Source organism: Algoriphagus sediminis (genome assembly GCF_030403435.1).
Classification (GTDB): Bacteria; Bacteroidota; Bacteroidia; order Cytophagales; family Cyclobacteriaceae; genus Algoriphagus; species Algoriphagus sediminis.
Map to the genome: position 1 here is coordinate 540,961 of NZ_JAUEPH010000002.1, position 16,487 is coordinate 557,447.

Below are 16,487 nucleotides of genomic sequence, written 5' to 3' on the forward strand. Positions count from 1 at the left end.
GTAAAGTAAGGCTGGCCAAAAGGTCAGCCTTTTTTTATGAAATAAATCTCTTTGACTAATTTTGGGTAATTCAATTGATAAGGATTAGTGAAAAGGATCGCTGCTCTATTTCTTCTTTTTTTAAGTTTTCAAGCCTTCGGACAAAACAAATTCCAGAAGTCCATCAACTTTTCCTATGAGTCAGGTCCATTCACAGGAACCGGCGAAGATTGGTCAAATACTCTCAATGAAATCATCGAATTCAGAGCTATAGATGTGAAACTTGGCTGGAAAAGACTAAGGCCAAACTACACGGACCATCTCTATAGATATCCTACTATGGGATTCGGCTTTACTACTGCCTTACCTTATTTTGAAGAGATAGGCAGGCCTATGGCTATCTATACTTATATGGACATACCTTTTGAAAGGTATACTGATCAAAAAAGATTAAGATTTGGAATGTTTGGTCAGTTTGGTATAGGATTTAACGCCAACCCATTCAATGAAGTAACAAATCCCTTAAATAATTACCTGGGTACGAGGGTGAATGCCTATGTGCACCTTGGACTGAATGCCAGTTATAAAATCAGCAAAACCCTAGATTTGACTACCTCCGTTGGACTAAAACATTTCTCAAATGGGGCATCTACAAAACCAAATAAGGGTCTGAATATGGTACCAGTAAGTATAGGACTTCGGAGTTATCTGGGCCCAGGTATTTCTGACGAAAATAGAATTCCTGATTACCCTGACTTAGAAAAGAGAGGTTTTTGGAATTTTGCTGTGTACACTGGTGTAAGGAATTATGAAATAGGGGACCCATCCTATTTTAGAGGGGGTTTAGGAGTGAATTATTTGTGGGAAGCCTCATATAAATATCGACTGGGTCTAGGAGTTGATATGTTTTATGCCGCAGGTCTGGAAAGCAGATTCCCTGATGGGAATTTTAATTTCGGGGATAAGGCTTCTTTCGCCATCGTGGGGTCCTGGGAATGGAAGCTTACCGAGCAGCTTTATGTACCCATAGCCTTGGGTGTTTATATTCATAGAACAGACTTAAACCAAGAGATCACACAATATTATGAGCGAATTGGTGTGAGGTGGAGAACCAAATCCGGCTTTTTCACAGGTATGACCATAAAGGCCCATAAGGCCAAAGCTGATTTTTTTGAATTTACCTTTGGTTATACCCTTCCTGGAAAAATCAAATACATCCGCCCCGCCAGGAAGTAAATTTTCCGCTAATCATAAATAATTTTTATTTGGTTCAGGGCTGTTATAGCTTTCAAAGAATTCTAAACCTAAAACTGCCTTGAAAATTTGGATACGGGGAGCGTTCACGCTCTATTTCTCCACAGTCATTTTCAGCCTTTTTGCGCAATCACAACCCTCTTCGAAGCTTTATCATGAGCTGTTGGGTATTAAAGAGACGAAAAGAGTACTCTATGTAGCAGCTCACCCTGATGATGAGAACACGCGGATGATTGCTTACCTAAGTAATGGTTTGCACGCAGAAGTGGCCTATTTGAGCCTTACCCGAGGAGATGGGGGACAAAATCTATTAGGACCTCAGCTTGGAGTAGAACTTGGTCAAATACGAACCCAGGAATTATTAAAAGCCAGGAGTACAGATGGAGGAAGGCAATTTTTTACCCGAGCTACTGATTTCGGATTTAGTAAAAACCCAGATGAAACCCTTAAAAACTGGACCAAAGAAGAAATACTTTCAGATGTGGTTTGGACTGTCAGAAAATTTCGACCAGACATAATTATTAACAGGTTTAATACTACTCCTGGAATTACCCATGGTCATCACACCACTTCTGCCATTCTTTCCTTAGAGGCCTTTGAATTAGCTGCTGACCCGAATGCTTTTCCAGAGCAACTTCAAAATGTAGAAACCTGGCAACCCAAGCGAATTTTTTGGAATGCATACAATTTTCGACAGAGATTCGAAAAGGAGGAAAATGAGCAATACGATGAGTTTCCAGTCGGAGATTTTAATCATTTGCTGGGAGAAACATACAGCCAGATAGCCTCTGACAGTAGAACAATGCATAAGTCTCAAGGCTTTGGATCTACTCCGGGAATAGGAAAGGCCGTAGATTATTTACAATTCCTAAAAGGTGAGCCGTTTGAGGACTCTGCTTTTGAAGGTGTAGTTAATCGATGGACGACCATTACCAACGGTGAAAAAATTGAGCAACTTCTAGAAACAGCCCTTGAGGAGTTTGATTTTTTAGAGCCATGGAATAATGTTCCAGTAATGCTCGAAATAAAACAAGAATTGGCAAAGGAACCGTCAGACATATTATGGCTTAATGAAAAAAGAGTTCAGGTTGATCATTTAATCATGGCGCTTCTTGGAATTGAAATGGAGTTGAATATGGATGTGGAATTGGTTTCACCCGGAGATACTCTTGAACTTGAACTTATCCTAAATAATCCAAGCCCAGACCCCCTACGAGATGTGAGTTTGGGCTTGTTTGACTCGAACCTTTTGACCGATCAAAATTCGGCTCAGGATAATGTCACTATCCGCCAAAACATCACAATTACCCTTCCGAGGGATTATCCTTACTCACAACCTTACTGGCTCGAGAAACCCATCGATGGAGCCATGTATGATGTGGATGATCAGAATTTAATAGGAAAGCCATTTAATGATCCCAATATCACAGGGAATCTGGCATTTACCTTTTCCGGCCAAAAATTTGAATTTCAGGTACCTCTGATGTACAAATACAATGATAGGGTAGATGGTGAAATTCAGCAGCCAGTGACCGTTGTACCGGAAGTGAATTTAAATTTATCCAAAGAGAATATCTTTCTTCTTCCGGGACAGGAACCTGAAATTACAGTTTCGGTTGCTTTCCAAAATGAAATGCTGGATGGAGAGTTGAGGTTTGAGGGCCTTAACGATGATGAATATAGAATTCTTGAAATCACTGATTTACAAGCACAAAAAACCCGGAACTATCAGGTGGCGTTTGTATCGGATGTTTTAGAAAGTAAAATCGCCACCGCTCAATATATAACAGGTGACTCTCGGGCCTTTGGCCAAACCACGGAGCGAATTTCCTATAAGCATATTCCTAATTTGACCTATTTCCGGCCAGCATCAGTTAATCTTATCAAGGCTGATTGGGAGCTTTCGCGGGAAAGGATAGGGTACATTGAAGGAGCTGGAGACGATGTTCCCCAGGTTTTGGAAGCCTTGGGTTATGATGTAGATATGATTGACGCATCAGATTTGACTGTTGAAAATCTCAGTCAATACAAAGCTGTGGTGGTTGGTATCCGCGCATATAACACAAACCCAGCTTTGGTTGAAAACCAACAATCACTCATGGGCTACGTAAGAGCAGGCGGTACAGTAGTGACCCAATACAACACTACTGGAGGATTGCTGACGGATAAGTTAGGTCCTTTTGACTTTGAATTGAGTAGAACGAGAGTCACTGTTCAGGAGTCTCCAGTTGTTTTCGAGGAAAATCATCCTGTATTTTCTTATCCGAATCAAATAGAAAAAGAGGACTTTGATGGTTGGGTTCAGGAGCGAGGGTTGTACTTTGTAGGAGAGATGGCCGATCAGTACGATACTCCGTTAGTGTTAAATGAACCTGGTGAAGACCCAACGAATGGTTCTTTGCTATATGCCAAATACGGAGAAGGAACCTTTATTTATACTGGAATTTCCTTCTTCAGACAGCTACCAGCAGGAGTAGCCGGTGCAACCAAATTATTTGTAAATATGATAGAACAATAAAGTGGAAGAGAAGCCAATCAAGTGGAATAGATTATACATCGGTCTCGTAATTGCGCTGGTCGGGCTCATAGCTATGTTTTACCTTTTGATGCAATCTTATTCATGAGTACTTTAGATTGGATCGTTCTATTCGGGACTCTCGGTTTGATTGCAGGTTATGGGGTCTACAAAACCTATGGTCCCAAAGACTTTGATTCTTATTTAAGGGGCAGGAATTCTATGAATTGGTGGACCATAGGTCTTTCAATCATGGCTACACAAGCCTCTGCTATTACTTTCCTCAGTACGCCTGGTCAGGCTTATGAGGATGGGATGCGTTTCATTCAGTTCTATTTTGGGCTTCCTATCGCAATGATTATCATATCCGTGGTATTCATTCCGATGTACTATAAACTCAAAGTTTACACTGCCTATGAGTATCTGGAAGATCGTTTTGACTTAAAGACCAGAACCTTAGCCGCACTTTTATTCATTATCCAAAGAGGCTTAGCAGCTGGTATAACGATTTATGCGCCTGCAATAATCTTGTCTACACTGCTTGGGTGGAATCTGACCGTTACTAATATTTTGATCGGAGCAGTGGTTATTATTTACACTGTGAGTGGAGGAACCGAAGCGGTGTCCATTACCCAGAAACAGCAAATGGCTGTGATGATGGGTGGGATGATTCTGGCTGGTGTTATTGTGATTCAAATGCTACCTATTCCCTTTCAGGAATCTCTTCATGTGGCAGGTAAAATGGATAAACTTAACATCATAAACTTTGAATTCGATGTTTCAGACCGGTATAATGTATGGTCTGGAGTTACTGCGGCACTATTTCTTTTTCTCTCTTATTTTGGTGCGGACCAAAGCCAGGTTCAGCGATATCTCTCGGGACAGACTTTGTCTCAAAGCCGAATGGGATTAATTATGAATGGCTTTCTGAAAATCCCCATGCAATTTGTCATTCTTTTTATAGGGGTGATGGTCTTCGTTTTCTACCAGTTTTACCAGCCTCCTGTTGTATTTAACTCTGTACAAACTGAGAATCTTCGGAATAGTGAATATAGTGAGGAGTTTGAGAGGCTAGAATCAGAATATTCAATGGCATTTGAGGAAAGCAAAGCCTCCTATTTCGAAATGCTATCTGCAATTGATGCAAAGGATGAGGCCAGAGAAACTCAAATTCAGGAAGAACTTCAAAATCTTAAAACCGAACAAGAAGAGATCAGAGATGAGGTTAAAGAACTAATCCTTAAAAATGATCCTGTAGCAGAAACCAGAGATACAGATTACGTATTTATGCGTTTCGTGATGGATAACTTGCCAACTGGAATAATCGGATTGCTTTTCGCGGTGATTTTCTCTGCGGCCATGTCATCTACTGCTTCTGAGTTAAATGCTTTAGGTTCTACCACTACCGTGGACCTTTATAAGCGTTCCATCAAAAAAGAATCTTCTGACCGTCATTATTTACTTTCTTCGAAAGCATTCACAGCATTTTGGGGGCTTGGGGCCATCCTTTTTGCTACCTACGCCTCATTATTTGAAAATTTAATTCAGGCTGTCAATCTTCTTGGTTCACTTTTTTATGGAACCATTCTGGGGATATTTTTGGTAGGTTTCTTCATGAAATGGGTCAAGGGCAGAGCGGTTTTTATTTCAGCTGTTCTTTCCGAAGCTTTAATCCTCCTGATCCATTTCAGGAATGGAGAAGGACTCTTTGGATTCCACTGGAATATCGGCTATCTCTGGTACAACGCGATTGGTTGCCTTAGTGTGATGCTTTTTGCTTTGATCATTCAAGGCCTGAGTAGAAAATAAGAAAGGCCTCGAAGGAGGCCTTTTTCTTATTTTATGGACTTCATAAGTCTTTCGTTTAGTCGGACGTAATCTGGATTGTTAGCTTCTTCTGCCATTTCTGCTGATTTTTCAGCCGAGGCCAAAGCATCAGTTCTCTTATCCAAACCCAATTCAATTTTTGCCTTAAGGTGCATGGTCCAATATTTAGGATCGCTTTCTACTGACTGGGTGATCCATTCGTATGCCTGATCAAGATCTTTTTCATTGTTGTAATAGTAGCTGGCAGCCGAATAAAGAAGACTTGGGTTATCGGTTTTTGCATCAATTACCTGTTCCTGAATTTGCGCCATTACTATCGGATCGACTTCTGTGCTGATTTTGAAATCAACCCGAGTAGTTTCCCACTTCATGGAGAGGTCAGCGCTGTTATCGGTCATGTTGTTAAATGTGATTTCAAAGGTTTCATATTTCTTTCCAGTCTTGGAAGGTTTCACCTTGAAGCGAACAACGTCATCAGCATCCGAATAACCCATGGCTCCCCAGAGTTCTGTGTTTTTGGAAAGAATAATGGTCCATTCGGATTTTCCAGGGATACTGTAAAGAGCGTAGGAACCAGCTGGTAATTTTGCTCCACCTATTTCCACTTCGGTAGAGAAGTTTAACTTGGTGGCTGCATTTGCTCCAGTTCTCCAGACTTCGTTATATGGAACAAGGGTTCCAAATATCTTTCGTCCTTTCATACTTGGTCTGCTATAATCCACTGTAACGTCCGTTAAGCCCACTTTTTGGGCTAGTCTTGCAGATGGAGAAGCCTGTGGCATATTTAGCTGGGCATGAGCAACAAGGCTAATTCCGAAAAAAAAGATAAATACTGATAGAAGGGTTTTTTGGTAAATTTTCATAAAGTTGGAATCTTAGTTTCTCATATTACTGTAATTATTTTGGGGAATGATTTGTTACAAAACAAATCCCCAAAGCGGCCCTAATTTAAACAAAAATAGAACCATAATAACCAATGAGTTTAGCTATCATTAGTCCGGGACGAGACCCTAAGGAATGGATCGATGTGATCAAAAAAGAAAAGCCAGATTTAGACATTCAAGTCTACCCGAATATTAATAATCCTGAAAAAGTGGAGGCAGTCATGGTTTGGCAGCATCCCCCGGGTATTCTGTCAGAATTTCCAAACCTTAAACTCGTAAGTTCCATGGGAGCTGGAGTGGATCATATTCTGACGGATAAGGAAATACCTTCGGAGGTTCCGATAGTAAGGATAGTCGATGAAAAATTGACATGGTCCATGACAAATTATGTCGTGATGGGAGTTTTGAATTTTCATCGCCAAATCAAGAGGTACCAGAAGGACCAAAAAGAAAAGGTCTGGGATATGTCCAACCCTGAAATTCCGGTTACCATTGGAGTTATGGGTGTGGGCGCTCTTGGTGGGGATGTGATAGATAAGCTGCGTTATATGGATTTTGAGGTTTTGGGTTATGGATTTTCTGAAAAGACAGGGCTGGATTATCCTTATTATTCAAAAGATAGATTAGAAGAGTTTCTGAATGAGATTAATGTCCTCATTTGTTTACTACCGCTAACCAAGGATACGGAAGACATTCTCAATAAAGAACTTTTTGAAAAGTGTAACCCCGGGACCTACATTATCAATGTGGCTAGGGGTAAGCATCTTGTTGATGAAGATTTGATAGAGGCCTTGGATTCCGGGCATTTGTCGGGGGCACTATTAGATGTGTATCGTGTGGAACCTCTTCCTAAAGATCATCCTTTTTGGGCTCATGAAAAGATTCAATTTACTCCACACATTGCAAGTGTGACCAACCCGAAAGCCGCTGCACCGCAAGTGCTAGAAAATCTGGATAGGCTCAAAGAAGGGAAGGAATTGCTTAATTTAGTAGACAGAGAAAAAGGCTATTAAAACATCCATATGAAATCAAATCACAAAATTCTTTGTCCTGTTGACTTTTCAGATTGCTCACTGAATGCCATAGAATTCGCTGCAAGGATAGGGGAGCTGTATCAATCCCAATTGACCTTGGTACACGTTGTAAATTCGGAGGATTATTTTAAGCTATTTCCCGGTGAAACTGATAGTAAAAAGCAGGAGCAATTCATCAAAACCAAACTCGAAAACCTAAAGGTAGCAGTGGTTGAAGAATCCATTCCGAAGGGATTAGCTACTTGTGATACCTTGATCATTCAGGGGAGAATTGTAGATACCGTTTGTGGAATTGCAGAAGACGGGAACTATGATTTGATCGTGATAGGAACCGATGGAGTGAATGGTAACCGTTCTGGAAAAATGGGTTCCCGGGCCAGTCAAATTGTCGATAATTCAGAAAAAGATGTGCTGGTGATTCCAAGAGCCTCTTATTTCAAGGAAATGGAGAAAATTGCCTACGCTCAGGATTACCTTGAAGAGGATAAAATAGCCATTCAGAAAGTTGGTGATGTAGCTAATTTCTTCAAATCAACTCTAGATGTGGTCCACTTCGAAAGGAAGATAAATGAAAGAAACCGCTTTTTGAACTCTGAAATGCAGGAAGAATTGAAGCCTTTCTCCAGAAATTTAGAACTGAATTTTAAGCTATTCCCAATTGAAGATTCCCTTGTAGAAAGTATCCAGGATTACTGCGAAAATGAAAAAGTGGGAATATTATTTACACTTAGTTTTCCCCAGACTGTTTGGGATCGTCTTTTTGATCGAAGCCTTTCGAAGAAATTGGCCTTTTCATTAAGTACCCCACTTTGGGTAATTAAATCATTTTGATTTCGTGAACATATTTTTCAAAAATGTCCCGAACTCAGATCGACTTTTTGAGTCGGTGAATATGGATTGTAGAACATTTAAATAGTGCCCCAATGAAAGCTTATTTTCAGATGATTGGGCGGTAAGCTGGCTAGGAGGGGCAGGGGCTTTTTTGTGAGTTTCTTTTTTCTCTTTACCCTTAGGCTTTGTTTTTTCAGGGTCATATCCAACGAGCTCATCTGCTTTCTTGAAGCTTCTCTGGGCATTCTGTTTGTAGCCCAACTTTTCCTCTACCAATCCACGATTATTATAGGCAACAGCATCTTCAGGATCCAATTCGATGGCTTTGGTATAATCTGCGATTGAACCTTCAAGGTCTCCGATTCGGTCTTTAAAAAATGCTCTACTGCTATATCTGTACGGATTACCCGGATCAAGATTTACAGCTCGATCAAATTCCACTAATGCCTCTTCATTTCTCTTCATCAGGTGGAGAACCACAGCTCTATCACTCATCCAGTCCGTGTTGTACGGTTCCATGGCGGTGATTCTATCAAAATCCTCCAGAGCTTCGTCAAATTTTCCAAGCCTTGAAAGAACCCGGCCTCTGAATAGATAATGCTGTGCAATCTTCCCGTCTTCTTTTACTAGATAGGTGAAGGTTTCAAGCGCTTCTTCATACTTCCCATCCTTGTACTGCTGTATACCCTTTTCGAAGCTCATATTATTTGTTTTTTATTAATACAAAATTAGACCTGGAATAGTTTTCTTCACAAAGTTTAATCGGATTTTGCGATCATTTACAAGTGGCTGTTATCTTTAAACCCAGTCCCAAATCCACAATGAGTCACAGCCCTGAAAGCGTAATCAAAGATTTAAAATCTGGAAAATTTGCTCCAGTCTATTTTCTGGAAGGCGAAGAGTCCTATTTCATTGATTACATAGTAAAGTTAATCGAGAAAAATGCGATTCCTGAAGCTGAAAGAAGTTTTAACCAGGTTGTCATTTACGGCAAGGACAGTAATATGGGCCAAATCATAGGTGAGGCCCGGGGCTTCCCAATGATGGCAGAGAGAAAACTGGTTGTGGTTAAAGAGGCTCAGTTTCTTGCTGATTTTGGAAAAGAAGATTCCCAAAAGCTTCTCATAAACTATATTCAGAATCCTCAGCCGAGTACGATTCTGGTTTTTGGACACAAACAGAAAAAGCTAAATGGGAGGACCTCACTGGCAAAGGAATTAAAAAAGTTAACCGTCTACGTAGAGTCTAAAAAGATTCAGGATTACAAAATACCAAACTGGATCCAAGACTATTTCAACGAAATAGAACATGATATTGACCCAAGGGCTGTCCAGCTTTTATCAGATTCCATTGGGAATAATCTGGAAGTAATCAGTAATGAAATTGATAAGATGATTATCAATTTTAAGGAGCCGACCAAAGTGACGGTGAATCACATCTCCCAATTTGTTGGAATTAACAAGGATTATAACAATTTCGAGCTCATTCGTGCCATAGGCTATAAGGATGTAATCAAAGCAAATAAGATCGCGAACTACTTTAGTCAGAACCCCAAGGCTCATCCGATTATTCCACTTTTTTCACTGCTATACAATTATTTCGCAAGGGTGGCGAAAATCCAAACCTCACCTAATGCTTCTGACGGGGAGCTAGCTGGGAAGTTAGGTGTGCCACCATTCGCTGTTAAAGAATATAGATCAGCAGCCAGAAATTATAATTTAGGCAAGATAATTGATGTCTTTTCATACCTCAAGGAGGCCGACATGCGTTTAAAAGGAGTAGATTCCGTGAGTATGCGCGATGGAGAAATCCTCCGAGAGTTGCTCTATAAGATTTTGCATTGAAAAGCTAAGCCACTTTATGAAAACCTACCTGGTGCTGTTTTTTTCGTGCCTTACGGCTGCGAATGTGCTCGCCCAATCCACGCTATACCAAACCAGTACTCAGCGAACTTTAGATAATTCACTTCTTTTATTCGAAAAAGATCTTTTCGCGGGGTCATTATATGATCACACCAAAGTACTTGACCTAAATCCAAATTACGATCAGGAGTACACATCTGAATTGCATAGGGCAATATCAGCTTTGGAGTTAGAAAGCCCAGACGGTTCGGGTTTGATGAAATCCTATATTTTGGATAATCCAAATCATCCATCGGTAGCTACGGCAGGACTTTACCTTGGGGATCACTTCTTCTATAAAAGGAATTATCCGGAGGCCTTGGAAGGCTATAAACTGGTCAATCCAAATGGTCTTGGCAATGAAGAGAAAGCAGATCTATTTTTTAAGCAAGGTTATGCTCATTTTATGAGAGAGGAAACAGACCAGGCTGCACCATTTTTCGATCAGGCCAAAGCACTAAACGCCCAGATTAGTCCGGATGCATATTATTACAGTGGATACATTGCCATGCAAAATGGAAATACATCCAAAGCAATAAATGATCTCGAAAGAGCATCAGTTAGTCCCCAATACCGAACCAAAACACCATATCTTCTTTCTGCATTGTACTATCAGGAGGGCTCCTATGATCAATTGATTTCTTATGCCGAACCCATGATTTCTTCTGGGACTAATCTGGATCGAAAGGAAGTAATCCATCTTTATTTGGCGGAAGCCTATTATGAAAAAGAAGACTTTGCCAAAGCTGCTGAAAATTATGATGCCTTTATAAACTCCCGAAAAGGAGAGCTTTCCAGAGAAGAGGTTTATAAAGGCGGAATGGCTCAATTTCAAATCGAAAATTACCAAAGAGCATCTGATTACTTAAAGGTTTCAGCTAATGGGGATGATGAAATTGCTCAGGCCTCAAGTTATTATTTGGGACAATCCTATGTGAAGCTCGAAAATTATCAGTTTGCTTCAACAAGTTTCAGCGCTGCCTCCAAACTCGATTTTAATCAGGAAATGAAAGAAGAATCCCTGATTAATTACGCCAAGGTGAATTTACAGAACGGAAGCTTTCAATTAGGAATCACTGCACTGGATGATTACCTGAATAATTATCCAAATGGAATTTATCGTCAGCAAGCCGAGGATTTATTATCTCAGGCTTTGATGAACACCAGTGACTACTTGAGGGCTTTGGAACAAATGGAGCGCATCACGAATAAATCTGAGCGTATCAAAGAAGCCTACCAAAAAGTAGCATTCTATCAGGCGATGAATTACTACCGGGATAAAAAGTACAATCCGGCTTTGGCTTACCTAGAAAAATCTCAGACCTATCCCGTTGACTCTGAACTTATGCTGGCCGCTAAGTTTTGGGAAGGTGAGGTTCATTCGGCCAAGGGAGATTTAGCTTCAGCGACGAGCTCTTATGAGGCATTGACAAGATTAAGACCAGCTTCATCTGGCCCATATTTGATAAAAACTCATTATGGTTTAGGATATACGTATTTCAATTCACAGCAATATCCAAGGGCTGAGGAGCAATTCAAGCTTTATACCGAGAAGCTTAGAGGCGCAGAGGATAAGCAATATTATGATGATGCACTTCTGAGGCTTGGAGACTGCTACTATGTGCAGAAACGCTTTTCCGAAGCTGAAGCTACCTTTTTGCGAGCCATAAATGAATCTAATGCAGGAATCGATTACGCCTATTTCCGACTAGCAGTGGTTCAAAACTTTCAAAGTAAAAATGCAGATGCCTTGTATCAATTGGATAGACTGATCTCTGGCTATCCAAATAGTCTGTATTATGAAGACGCATTATATCAGAAAGCTCAGGTACACCTGGAAGAAACCAATTATCAGCAAGCGGTTGATGCTTTCACATCTTTGATTCGAGGAAGACCTAGTAGTCCATTTGTACCATATGCGTTAGAAGGCAGAGCTGTTGCTAATTTCTCCTTACAAAACTATGATCAGACCGCGGTAGATTATCAGCGAATTCTCAGCGATTACCCGAATTCTGAAAACTCTGAAACAGCTTTGAAAGGATTACAGGAAACACTTGCCTTGCAGGGTAGGTCTAGTGAATTTGGAAATTACCTTGAGGACTATAAAACCTCAAACCCGGCAAGCGGAAGTTTACAGGCTTTGGAATTTGAGGCTGCCAAAGCCCTTTACTTCGACAAAAACTACAGCAAAGCCATCACAGCCTTGGAAAACTACTTGGGGAGCTATCCAAATTCCGCACAGAAAGTAGACGCAATCTATTTCCTTGGGGATAGCTACTTTGAAGCGGATCAGGTGGAAAAAGCCCTGGAGAACTTTAGAAAATTGGAGAGTGAACAAGCGTCACCAAGGAGGCTGAGGGCCATGCAACGAATTGGATCAATAGAGCTTTCCAGAGAGAATTATCAGGAGGCTATCCCTTATCTGGAGATGGCAGCCGCCAATTCAAGAAATAAAATTGAAGAGGCCGAAGCTGTTCAGGGATTGATGATTGCGTATTTCGAGACTCAAAATTTTGGTAAAGCGATTCAGAGTTCCGATCAGCTTTTGACTTTGGATGGAATCCTTCCAGAGACCACTCCAAATGCACTTCTGACTAAGGCGAAAGCACAGAAAGCCATGGGCCGCTCTGATCAATCCGTTGATACGCTGATGGAACTGGTCAATGAATACAAAACGGTACAAGGGGCAGAGGGCCTTTATTTACTTGCTTTAAACTTTAGGGAAGCCCAGAACTACGCCCAGTCGAACGAAACGATTTTCGACTTCTCTGGGCCATTTGTGGACTTTGATTACTGGTACGGAAGGATGTTTCTTCTTCTAGCAGATAACTATGTGGATACCGGGGAAGATTTTCAGGCCAAAGCCACATTGGAATCTATCGTTGAAAAGTCAATAAACGAAGAGGTAAAAGCCATGGCAGAAGCTAAACTTCAAAATTTGCAGGGATCATGAAAAAGGCGATCAAAATATTTATTCTCGCAGGCATTGTCTTTTTTGGGGTGTCCAAAATTCAGGCTCAAACAGAAACAAGAGGTGAGGTTTCCGATCAGGAGTTTATCATCAGAAAGGACAGGGTTTTGACTTTGCCGACTCAGCCAAGGGCTTATGAAAAACTTCCCATTTTACCCCAGCCAAAAGGATTGGAAGATTTCCAATACACAATCAACCGATATGGTTTAAATATTCGTCCTTTGAGCCTTGAGACTACAGCAGCTCAAAAAGTTTATCGAAAGGATAGGAGGGACCTATATCCGGGTTACGTAAAAGCAGGGTATGGTAATTTTGCTTCTCCACTTTTTGAAGCAAGGTATATGGCTACAGAAGTGGATCAGTTTAACTTTTCTGCTCAGCTGAATCATCAGAGTTTTGGCGAAGGACCACTTGGAGGAGAAGAGTCAAAAGAATCTCACTCTCACGCAGGTTTTGATGGTTCGTACTACACGGATTTGGTAGAGATTTTCGGAGGATTACACTGGAATCAAGATGGATACTCCTTCTATGGTTTTGATCCAGAAGAGTTTGAAGCGGCAGATTTTCAGACACCGGACAATGTTTTCAATACAATTTCCATCCATGGAGGAGTGAGGGACATAGAAAAAGTAGGCCCGCTGAGCTATGAAGCCAAAGTTGGGTTTAGAAATTTTGAGGATAGCTATGAAGCCAAAGAGAGTGATATCATGTTTGGTGGAAATGTCAAATACCGATTAAATGACGACTGGACCATCAAAACAGGATTGAATTTTTCTGGAACCAATGTTGAAAATTTGAACTATTCAGCAAGCAGAAATTTCTTTTCCATCAGGCCATCTGTAGAATTTCGTTATGGTGATTTTGATTTTGAGGCAGGTATAAATATTATTTCTGAAAATGATTCTATTCAGGATAAATCAAGTGATTTTAGAATTTTCCCAGCTTTAAAAGCACATTATCAATTCGCGGAAGAGTTTGGCTTTTTTGCTGAGTTTTCTGGAGACGTGAACAGACAGACGTATCACTCTTTCGTAAGTGAAAATCCCTTTCTGGGTCCTATAGATAGGATTTTGAATACAGTAAATAACTATCACCTTGAAGGAGGTATTCAAGGACAGTTCAATGAAGTCTTTAATTACATGGGTTCGGTGAATGTGGATCGATTTAACCAACTCTACTTCTTTGTGAACTCAGCAAATGAAATGTCCCAGTTTGATATTATTTACGATGATAAATCAACAGTGATTTCTATCCAAGGGGAGGTGGGACTGAAGATTTCAGACACTTATCAGCTAGGTTCAGAAATCAATTTATTTCAGTATTCATTGAATGAGGTATCCGAAGCTTGGCACCGACCAGTTTGGGAAGTATCGATAAATAATCAGATTCGGCCTATCGAATCTCTTTTGATCCAGGCAAATTTAAATTTTATGGGAGGAGTAAAGGCCAGAGGCATGATGCTGGAGGAAAGCAATGCCATTAATGTCATTACCCTTCCTACAATTGCTGATCTTCAGCTTCAAGCTGACTTTGCCATAACTGAAAGATTTTCTGTCTTTGCTCAAGGAAATAATATTTTCAACGGTTCTAATGCCAGATGGCTAATGTACCCAGTCAGAGGGATTCAACTTGTAGGTGGACTTTCGTATAAGTTCTAAATTTCTCACTAAATACTTGACAGTATTTAGACAATTGGGTTAGCTTCGTTTTTCTTTTTTCTTATGGCCAAAAAGGACTCTTCAAAACATATTTGGACTGACCCAAAAGATTTTGGGTTACCCCCTGTGGATATCGCTCCTTTAGTAAAAAGGAAATCCACAAAAGTGGAGGAGAAAAAGGTATTTGAACCCAAAAAGCCTGAAGTTCATAAAGAAGATAAAACTTCTGAAGAAATGGTTTTGGCTGCCAAAGCTATGGCTGCCAAAAAGTTAGAGGCTCAAAAAATAGAAGAGACTTCGCAAATAGTAGCTTCTGAAGAAAAAGCTGTTCCGGCTACTCCGAAAAAAGAAATACCCCGGAAATCGAAATCCTGGGTTTTATGGGTTGCTTTAATTGGTTTGGCGCTTGTCTCTGCGATTACCTGGCAATTGATTAAGGTAGATACTTCTGCTCCTATTTCTGATGAAGTCCTGGCTGAAGCAGTGGGCGAATCTGAGGGGCCTGGTGAGATTGTTTCAGATTCCGAAATAGATGCCCCTATAGACAATGGTTCAGAATCCACAGATTCATCTACGGAGCCTCAAGGACCAGTTGAAAATTTGGCAGTAGAGGAAAATCCGACAGTTGAAGTACCAGAAAATGTAGAAAGTGGTACAACTATTGATCAGAATAATCCAGGCGAGTTGATCCGTGTGGAAACTAAACCAAGTCCTTCACAATATTTCATTATTGTTGGGAGTTTGCCTAATGAGCGATTAGCGTTAAATGAAGCTTCTAAGTATTGGGACCGAAATAATGAGCTGTACTTGCTCAGCCCTACCGAAGATTCTGAAAATTATCGTCTAGCCATTGGTAGATTCAACGGTTTTACCCCAGCAAATGCTGAGCTTCAACGCGTCAAAAGTGAATACACAGAAGCTTTATGGATTTTGAAATATTAATATGATTCTTCTTCAAACCCTCTCTACGGACACCATGTCCGCAGCAGATAGTCTGGCCATGAACGCCGGCAATGAGAGCATTGGATTGCTCGATCTTTTGATCAAAGGAGGCTACATGATGGTACCTCTTTATCTTCTCTTCATTCTGGCCATTTTCATCTTTGTGGAAAGGATGATTACACTGAAGAAAGCCTCAAAGCCATCTGCACATCTCATGGATCAGGTAAAAGTACTCGTCCAAAGCGGACAGGTAGAAAAGGCTAAAATCATCTGTGCGAGTGAAAATTCACCTGTAGCAAATATGATTGCTAAGGGAGTGGACAGAATCGGAAGTCCATTGAAGAATATCGAAGTCTCCATAGAAAATGTCGGTAAAATCGAGATTTATAAATTGGAAAAGAATCTAAACCTTTTGGCAACTGTTTCTGGTGCTGCGCCAATGATTGGGTTCCTGGGAACTGTTGCAGGTATGATTCAGGCATTTATTGCTGTAGCGCAGGAAGAAGGTATGGTTTCACCAAAGCTTCTTTCCACAGGAATTTATGAGGCTATGATCACAACTGCTGCCGGACTTGTGGTGGGAATCATGGCTTATTTGGGTTATAACTATTTGGTTTCCAGAGTATCAAAGCTTGTCCATAATATGGAGTATTCCTCCATTGAGTTCATAGATTTACTTCAGGATAAATAA

The 16,487-nt window shown here is 40.6% G+C and carries 12 protein-coding genes; 10 read left to right on the forward strand and 2 right to left on the reverse strand.

Annotation, left to right across the window (positions count from 1 at the left end; genetic code table 11):
* Positions 1 to 87: 87 nt before the first annotated feature.
* The 3 genes from QVH07_RS05540 (at position 88) to QVH07_RS05550 (ending at position 5,557) form a co-directional block, all read left to right on the forward strand.
* Positions 88 to 1,215: an acyloxyacyl hydrolase gene (locus tag QVH07_RS05540; protein WP_289999158.1), complete on the forward strand. Its 1,128-nt coding sequence runs from the start codon at positions 88 to 90 to the stop codon at positions 1,213 to 1,215.
* 79 nt (positions 1,216 to 1,294) lie between these two features.
* Positions 1,295 to 3,751 carry a PIG-L family deacetylase gene (locus QVH07_RS05545; RefSeq protein ID WP_289999159.1) on the forward strand — a complete coding sequence of 819 codons (2,457 nt, stop codon included), beginning with the start codon at positions 1,295 to 1,297 and terminating at the stop codon, positions 3,749 to 3,751.
* Positions 3,752 to 3,853: 102 nt separating this feature from the next.
* Positions 3,854 to 5,557, forward strand: coding sequence for a sodium:solute symporter family protein (locus QVH07_RS05550; RefSeq protein WP_289999160.1), 1,704 nt, complete (start codon positions 3,854 to 3,856; stop codon positions 5,555 to 5,557).
* A gap of 26 nt (positions 5,558 to 5,583) precedes the next feature.
* On the opposite strand, the gene QVH07_RS05555 is transcribed toward QVH07_RS05550, so the two are convergent.
* Complete coding sequence (locus tag QVH07_RS05555; RefSeq protein WP_289999161.1) at positions 5,584 to 6,438, reverse strand: DUF2911 domain-containing protein; 855 nt, start codon at positions 6,436 to 6,438, stop codon at positions 5,584 to 5,586.
* 113 nt (positions 6,439 to 6,551) lie between these two features.
* Between QVH07_RS05555 and QVH07_RS05560 the strand changes: the two genes are divergently transcribed.
* Entirely contained in the window at positions 6,552 to 7,472 is a 921-nt protein-coding gene (locus QVH07_RS05560) for a 2-hydroxyacid dehydrogenase (RefSeq protein ID WP_289999162.1), read from the forward strand.
* A gap of 9 nt (positions 7,473 to 7,481) precedes the next feature.
* Positions 7,482 to 8,324: a universal stress protein gene (locus QVH07_RS05565; RefSeq protein ID WP_289999163.1), complete on the forward strand. Its 843-nt coding sequence runs from the start codon at positions 7,482 to 7,484 to the stop codon at positions 8,322 to 8,324.
* Here the strand turns inward: QVH07_RS05565 and QVH07_RS05570 are convergent.
* Positions 8,316 to 9,026, reverse strand: coding sequence for a tetratricopeptide repeat protein (locus tag QVH07_RS05570; protein WP_289999164.1), 711 nt, complete (start codon positions 9,024 to 9,026; stop codon positions 8,316 to 8,318). The genes QVH07_RS05565 and QVH07_RS05570 overlap by 9 nt on opposite strands.
* Positions 9,027 to 9,145: 119 nt before the next feature.
* Here QVH07_RS05570 and holA point away from each other — a divergent pair, with 119 nt between their 5' ends.
* From holA to QVH07_RS05595, 5 genes are all read left to right on the forward strand, one after another.
* Positions 9,146 to 10,168 carry a DNA polymerase III subunit delta gene (holA, locus tag QVH07_RS05575; protein ID WP_289999165.1) on the forward strand — a complete coding sequence of 341 codons (1,023 nt, stop codon included), beginning with the start codon at positions 9,146 to 9,148 and terminating at the stop codon, positions 10,166 to 10,168.
* Between the two features lie 16 nt (positions 10,169 to 10,184).
* On the forward strand, positions 10,185 to 13,178 hold the full coding sequence (locus tag QVH07_RS05580; protein WP_289999166.1) for a tetratricopeptide repeat protein: 2,994 nt from the start codon (positions 10,185 to 10,187) through the stop codon (positions 13,176 to 13,178).
* Positions 13,175 to 14,854 carry a TonB-dependent receptor gene (locus QVH07_RS05585; protein ID WP_289999167.1) on the forward strand — a complete coding sequence of 560 codons (1,680 nt, stop codon included), beginning with the start codon at positions 13,175 to 13,177 and terminating at the stop codon, positions 14,852 to 14,854. Before QVH07_RS05580 ends, QVH07_RS05585 begins: the two co-directional genes overlap by 4 nt.
* Before the next feature lie 63 nt (positions 14,855 to 14,917).
* A complete protein-coding gene (locus QVH07_RS05590) occupies positions 14,918 to 15,796 on the forward strand; it encodes a hypothetical protein (protein ID WP_289999168.1) in 879 nt (292 codons plus the stop codon).
* Position 15,797: 1 nt separating this feature from the next.
* Positions 15,798 to 16,487, forward strand: coding sequence for a MotA/TolQ/ExbB proton channel family protein (locus QVH07_RS05595; RefSeq protein ID WP_289999169.1), 690 nt, complete (start codon positions 15,798 to 15,800; stop codon positions 16,485 to 16,487).

Bases quoted from the DNA above. Each gene is read 5' to 3' on its own strand.
- QVH07_RS05565 (WP_289999163.1), top strand. From the start codon at position 7,482: ATGAAATCAAATCACAAAATTCTTTGTCCTGTTGACTTTTCAGATTGC.
- QVH07_RS05595 (WP_289999169.1), top strand. From the start codon at position 15,798: ATGATTCTTCTTCAAACCCTCTCTACGGACACCATGTCCGCAGCAGAT.
- QVH07_RS05560 (WP_289999162.1), top strand. From the start codon at position 6,552: ATGAGTTTAGCTATCATTAGTCCGGGACGAGACCCTAAGGAATGGATC.
- holA (WP_289999165.1), top strand. From the start codon at position 9,146: ATGAGTCACAGCCCTGAAAGCGTAATCAAAGATTTAAAATCTGGAAAA.
- QVH07_RS05585 (WP_289999167.1), top strand. From the start codon at position 13,175: ATGAAAAAGGCGATCAAAATATTTATTCTCGCAGGCATTGTCTTTTTT.
- QVH07_RS05555 (WP_289999161.1), bottom strand. From the start codon at position 6,438: ATGAAAATTTACCAAAAAACCCTTCTATCAGTATTTATCTTTTTTTTC.
- QVH07_RS05590 (WP_289999168.1), top strand. From the start codon at position 14,918: ATGGCCAAAAAGGACTCTTCAAAACATATTTGGACTGACCCAAAAGAT.
- QVH07_RS05550 (WP_289999160.1), top strand. From the start codon at position 3,854: ATGAGTACTTTAGATTGGATCGTTCTATTCGGGACTCTCGGTTTGATT.
- QVH07_RS05580 (WP_289999166.1), top strand. From the start codon at position 10,185: ATGAAAACCTACCTGGTGCTGTTTTTTTCGTGCCTTACGGCTGCGAAT.
- QVH07_RS05570 (WP_289999164.1), bottom strand. From the start codon at position 9,026: ATGAGCTTCGAAAAGGGTATACAGCAGTACAAGGATGGGAAGTATGAA.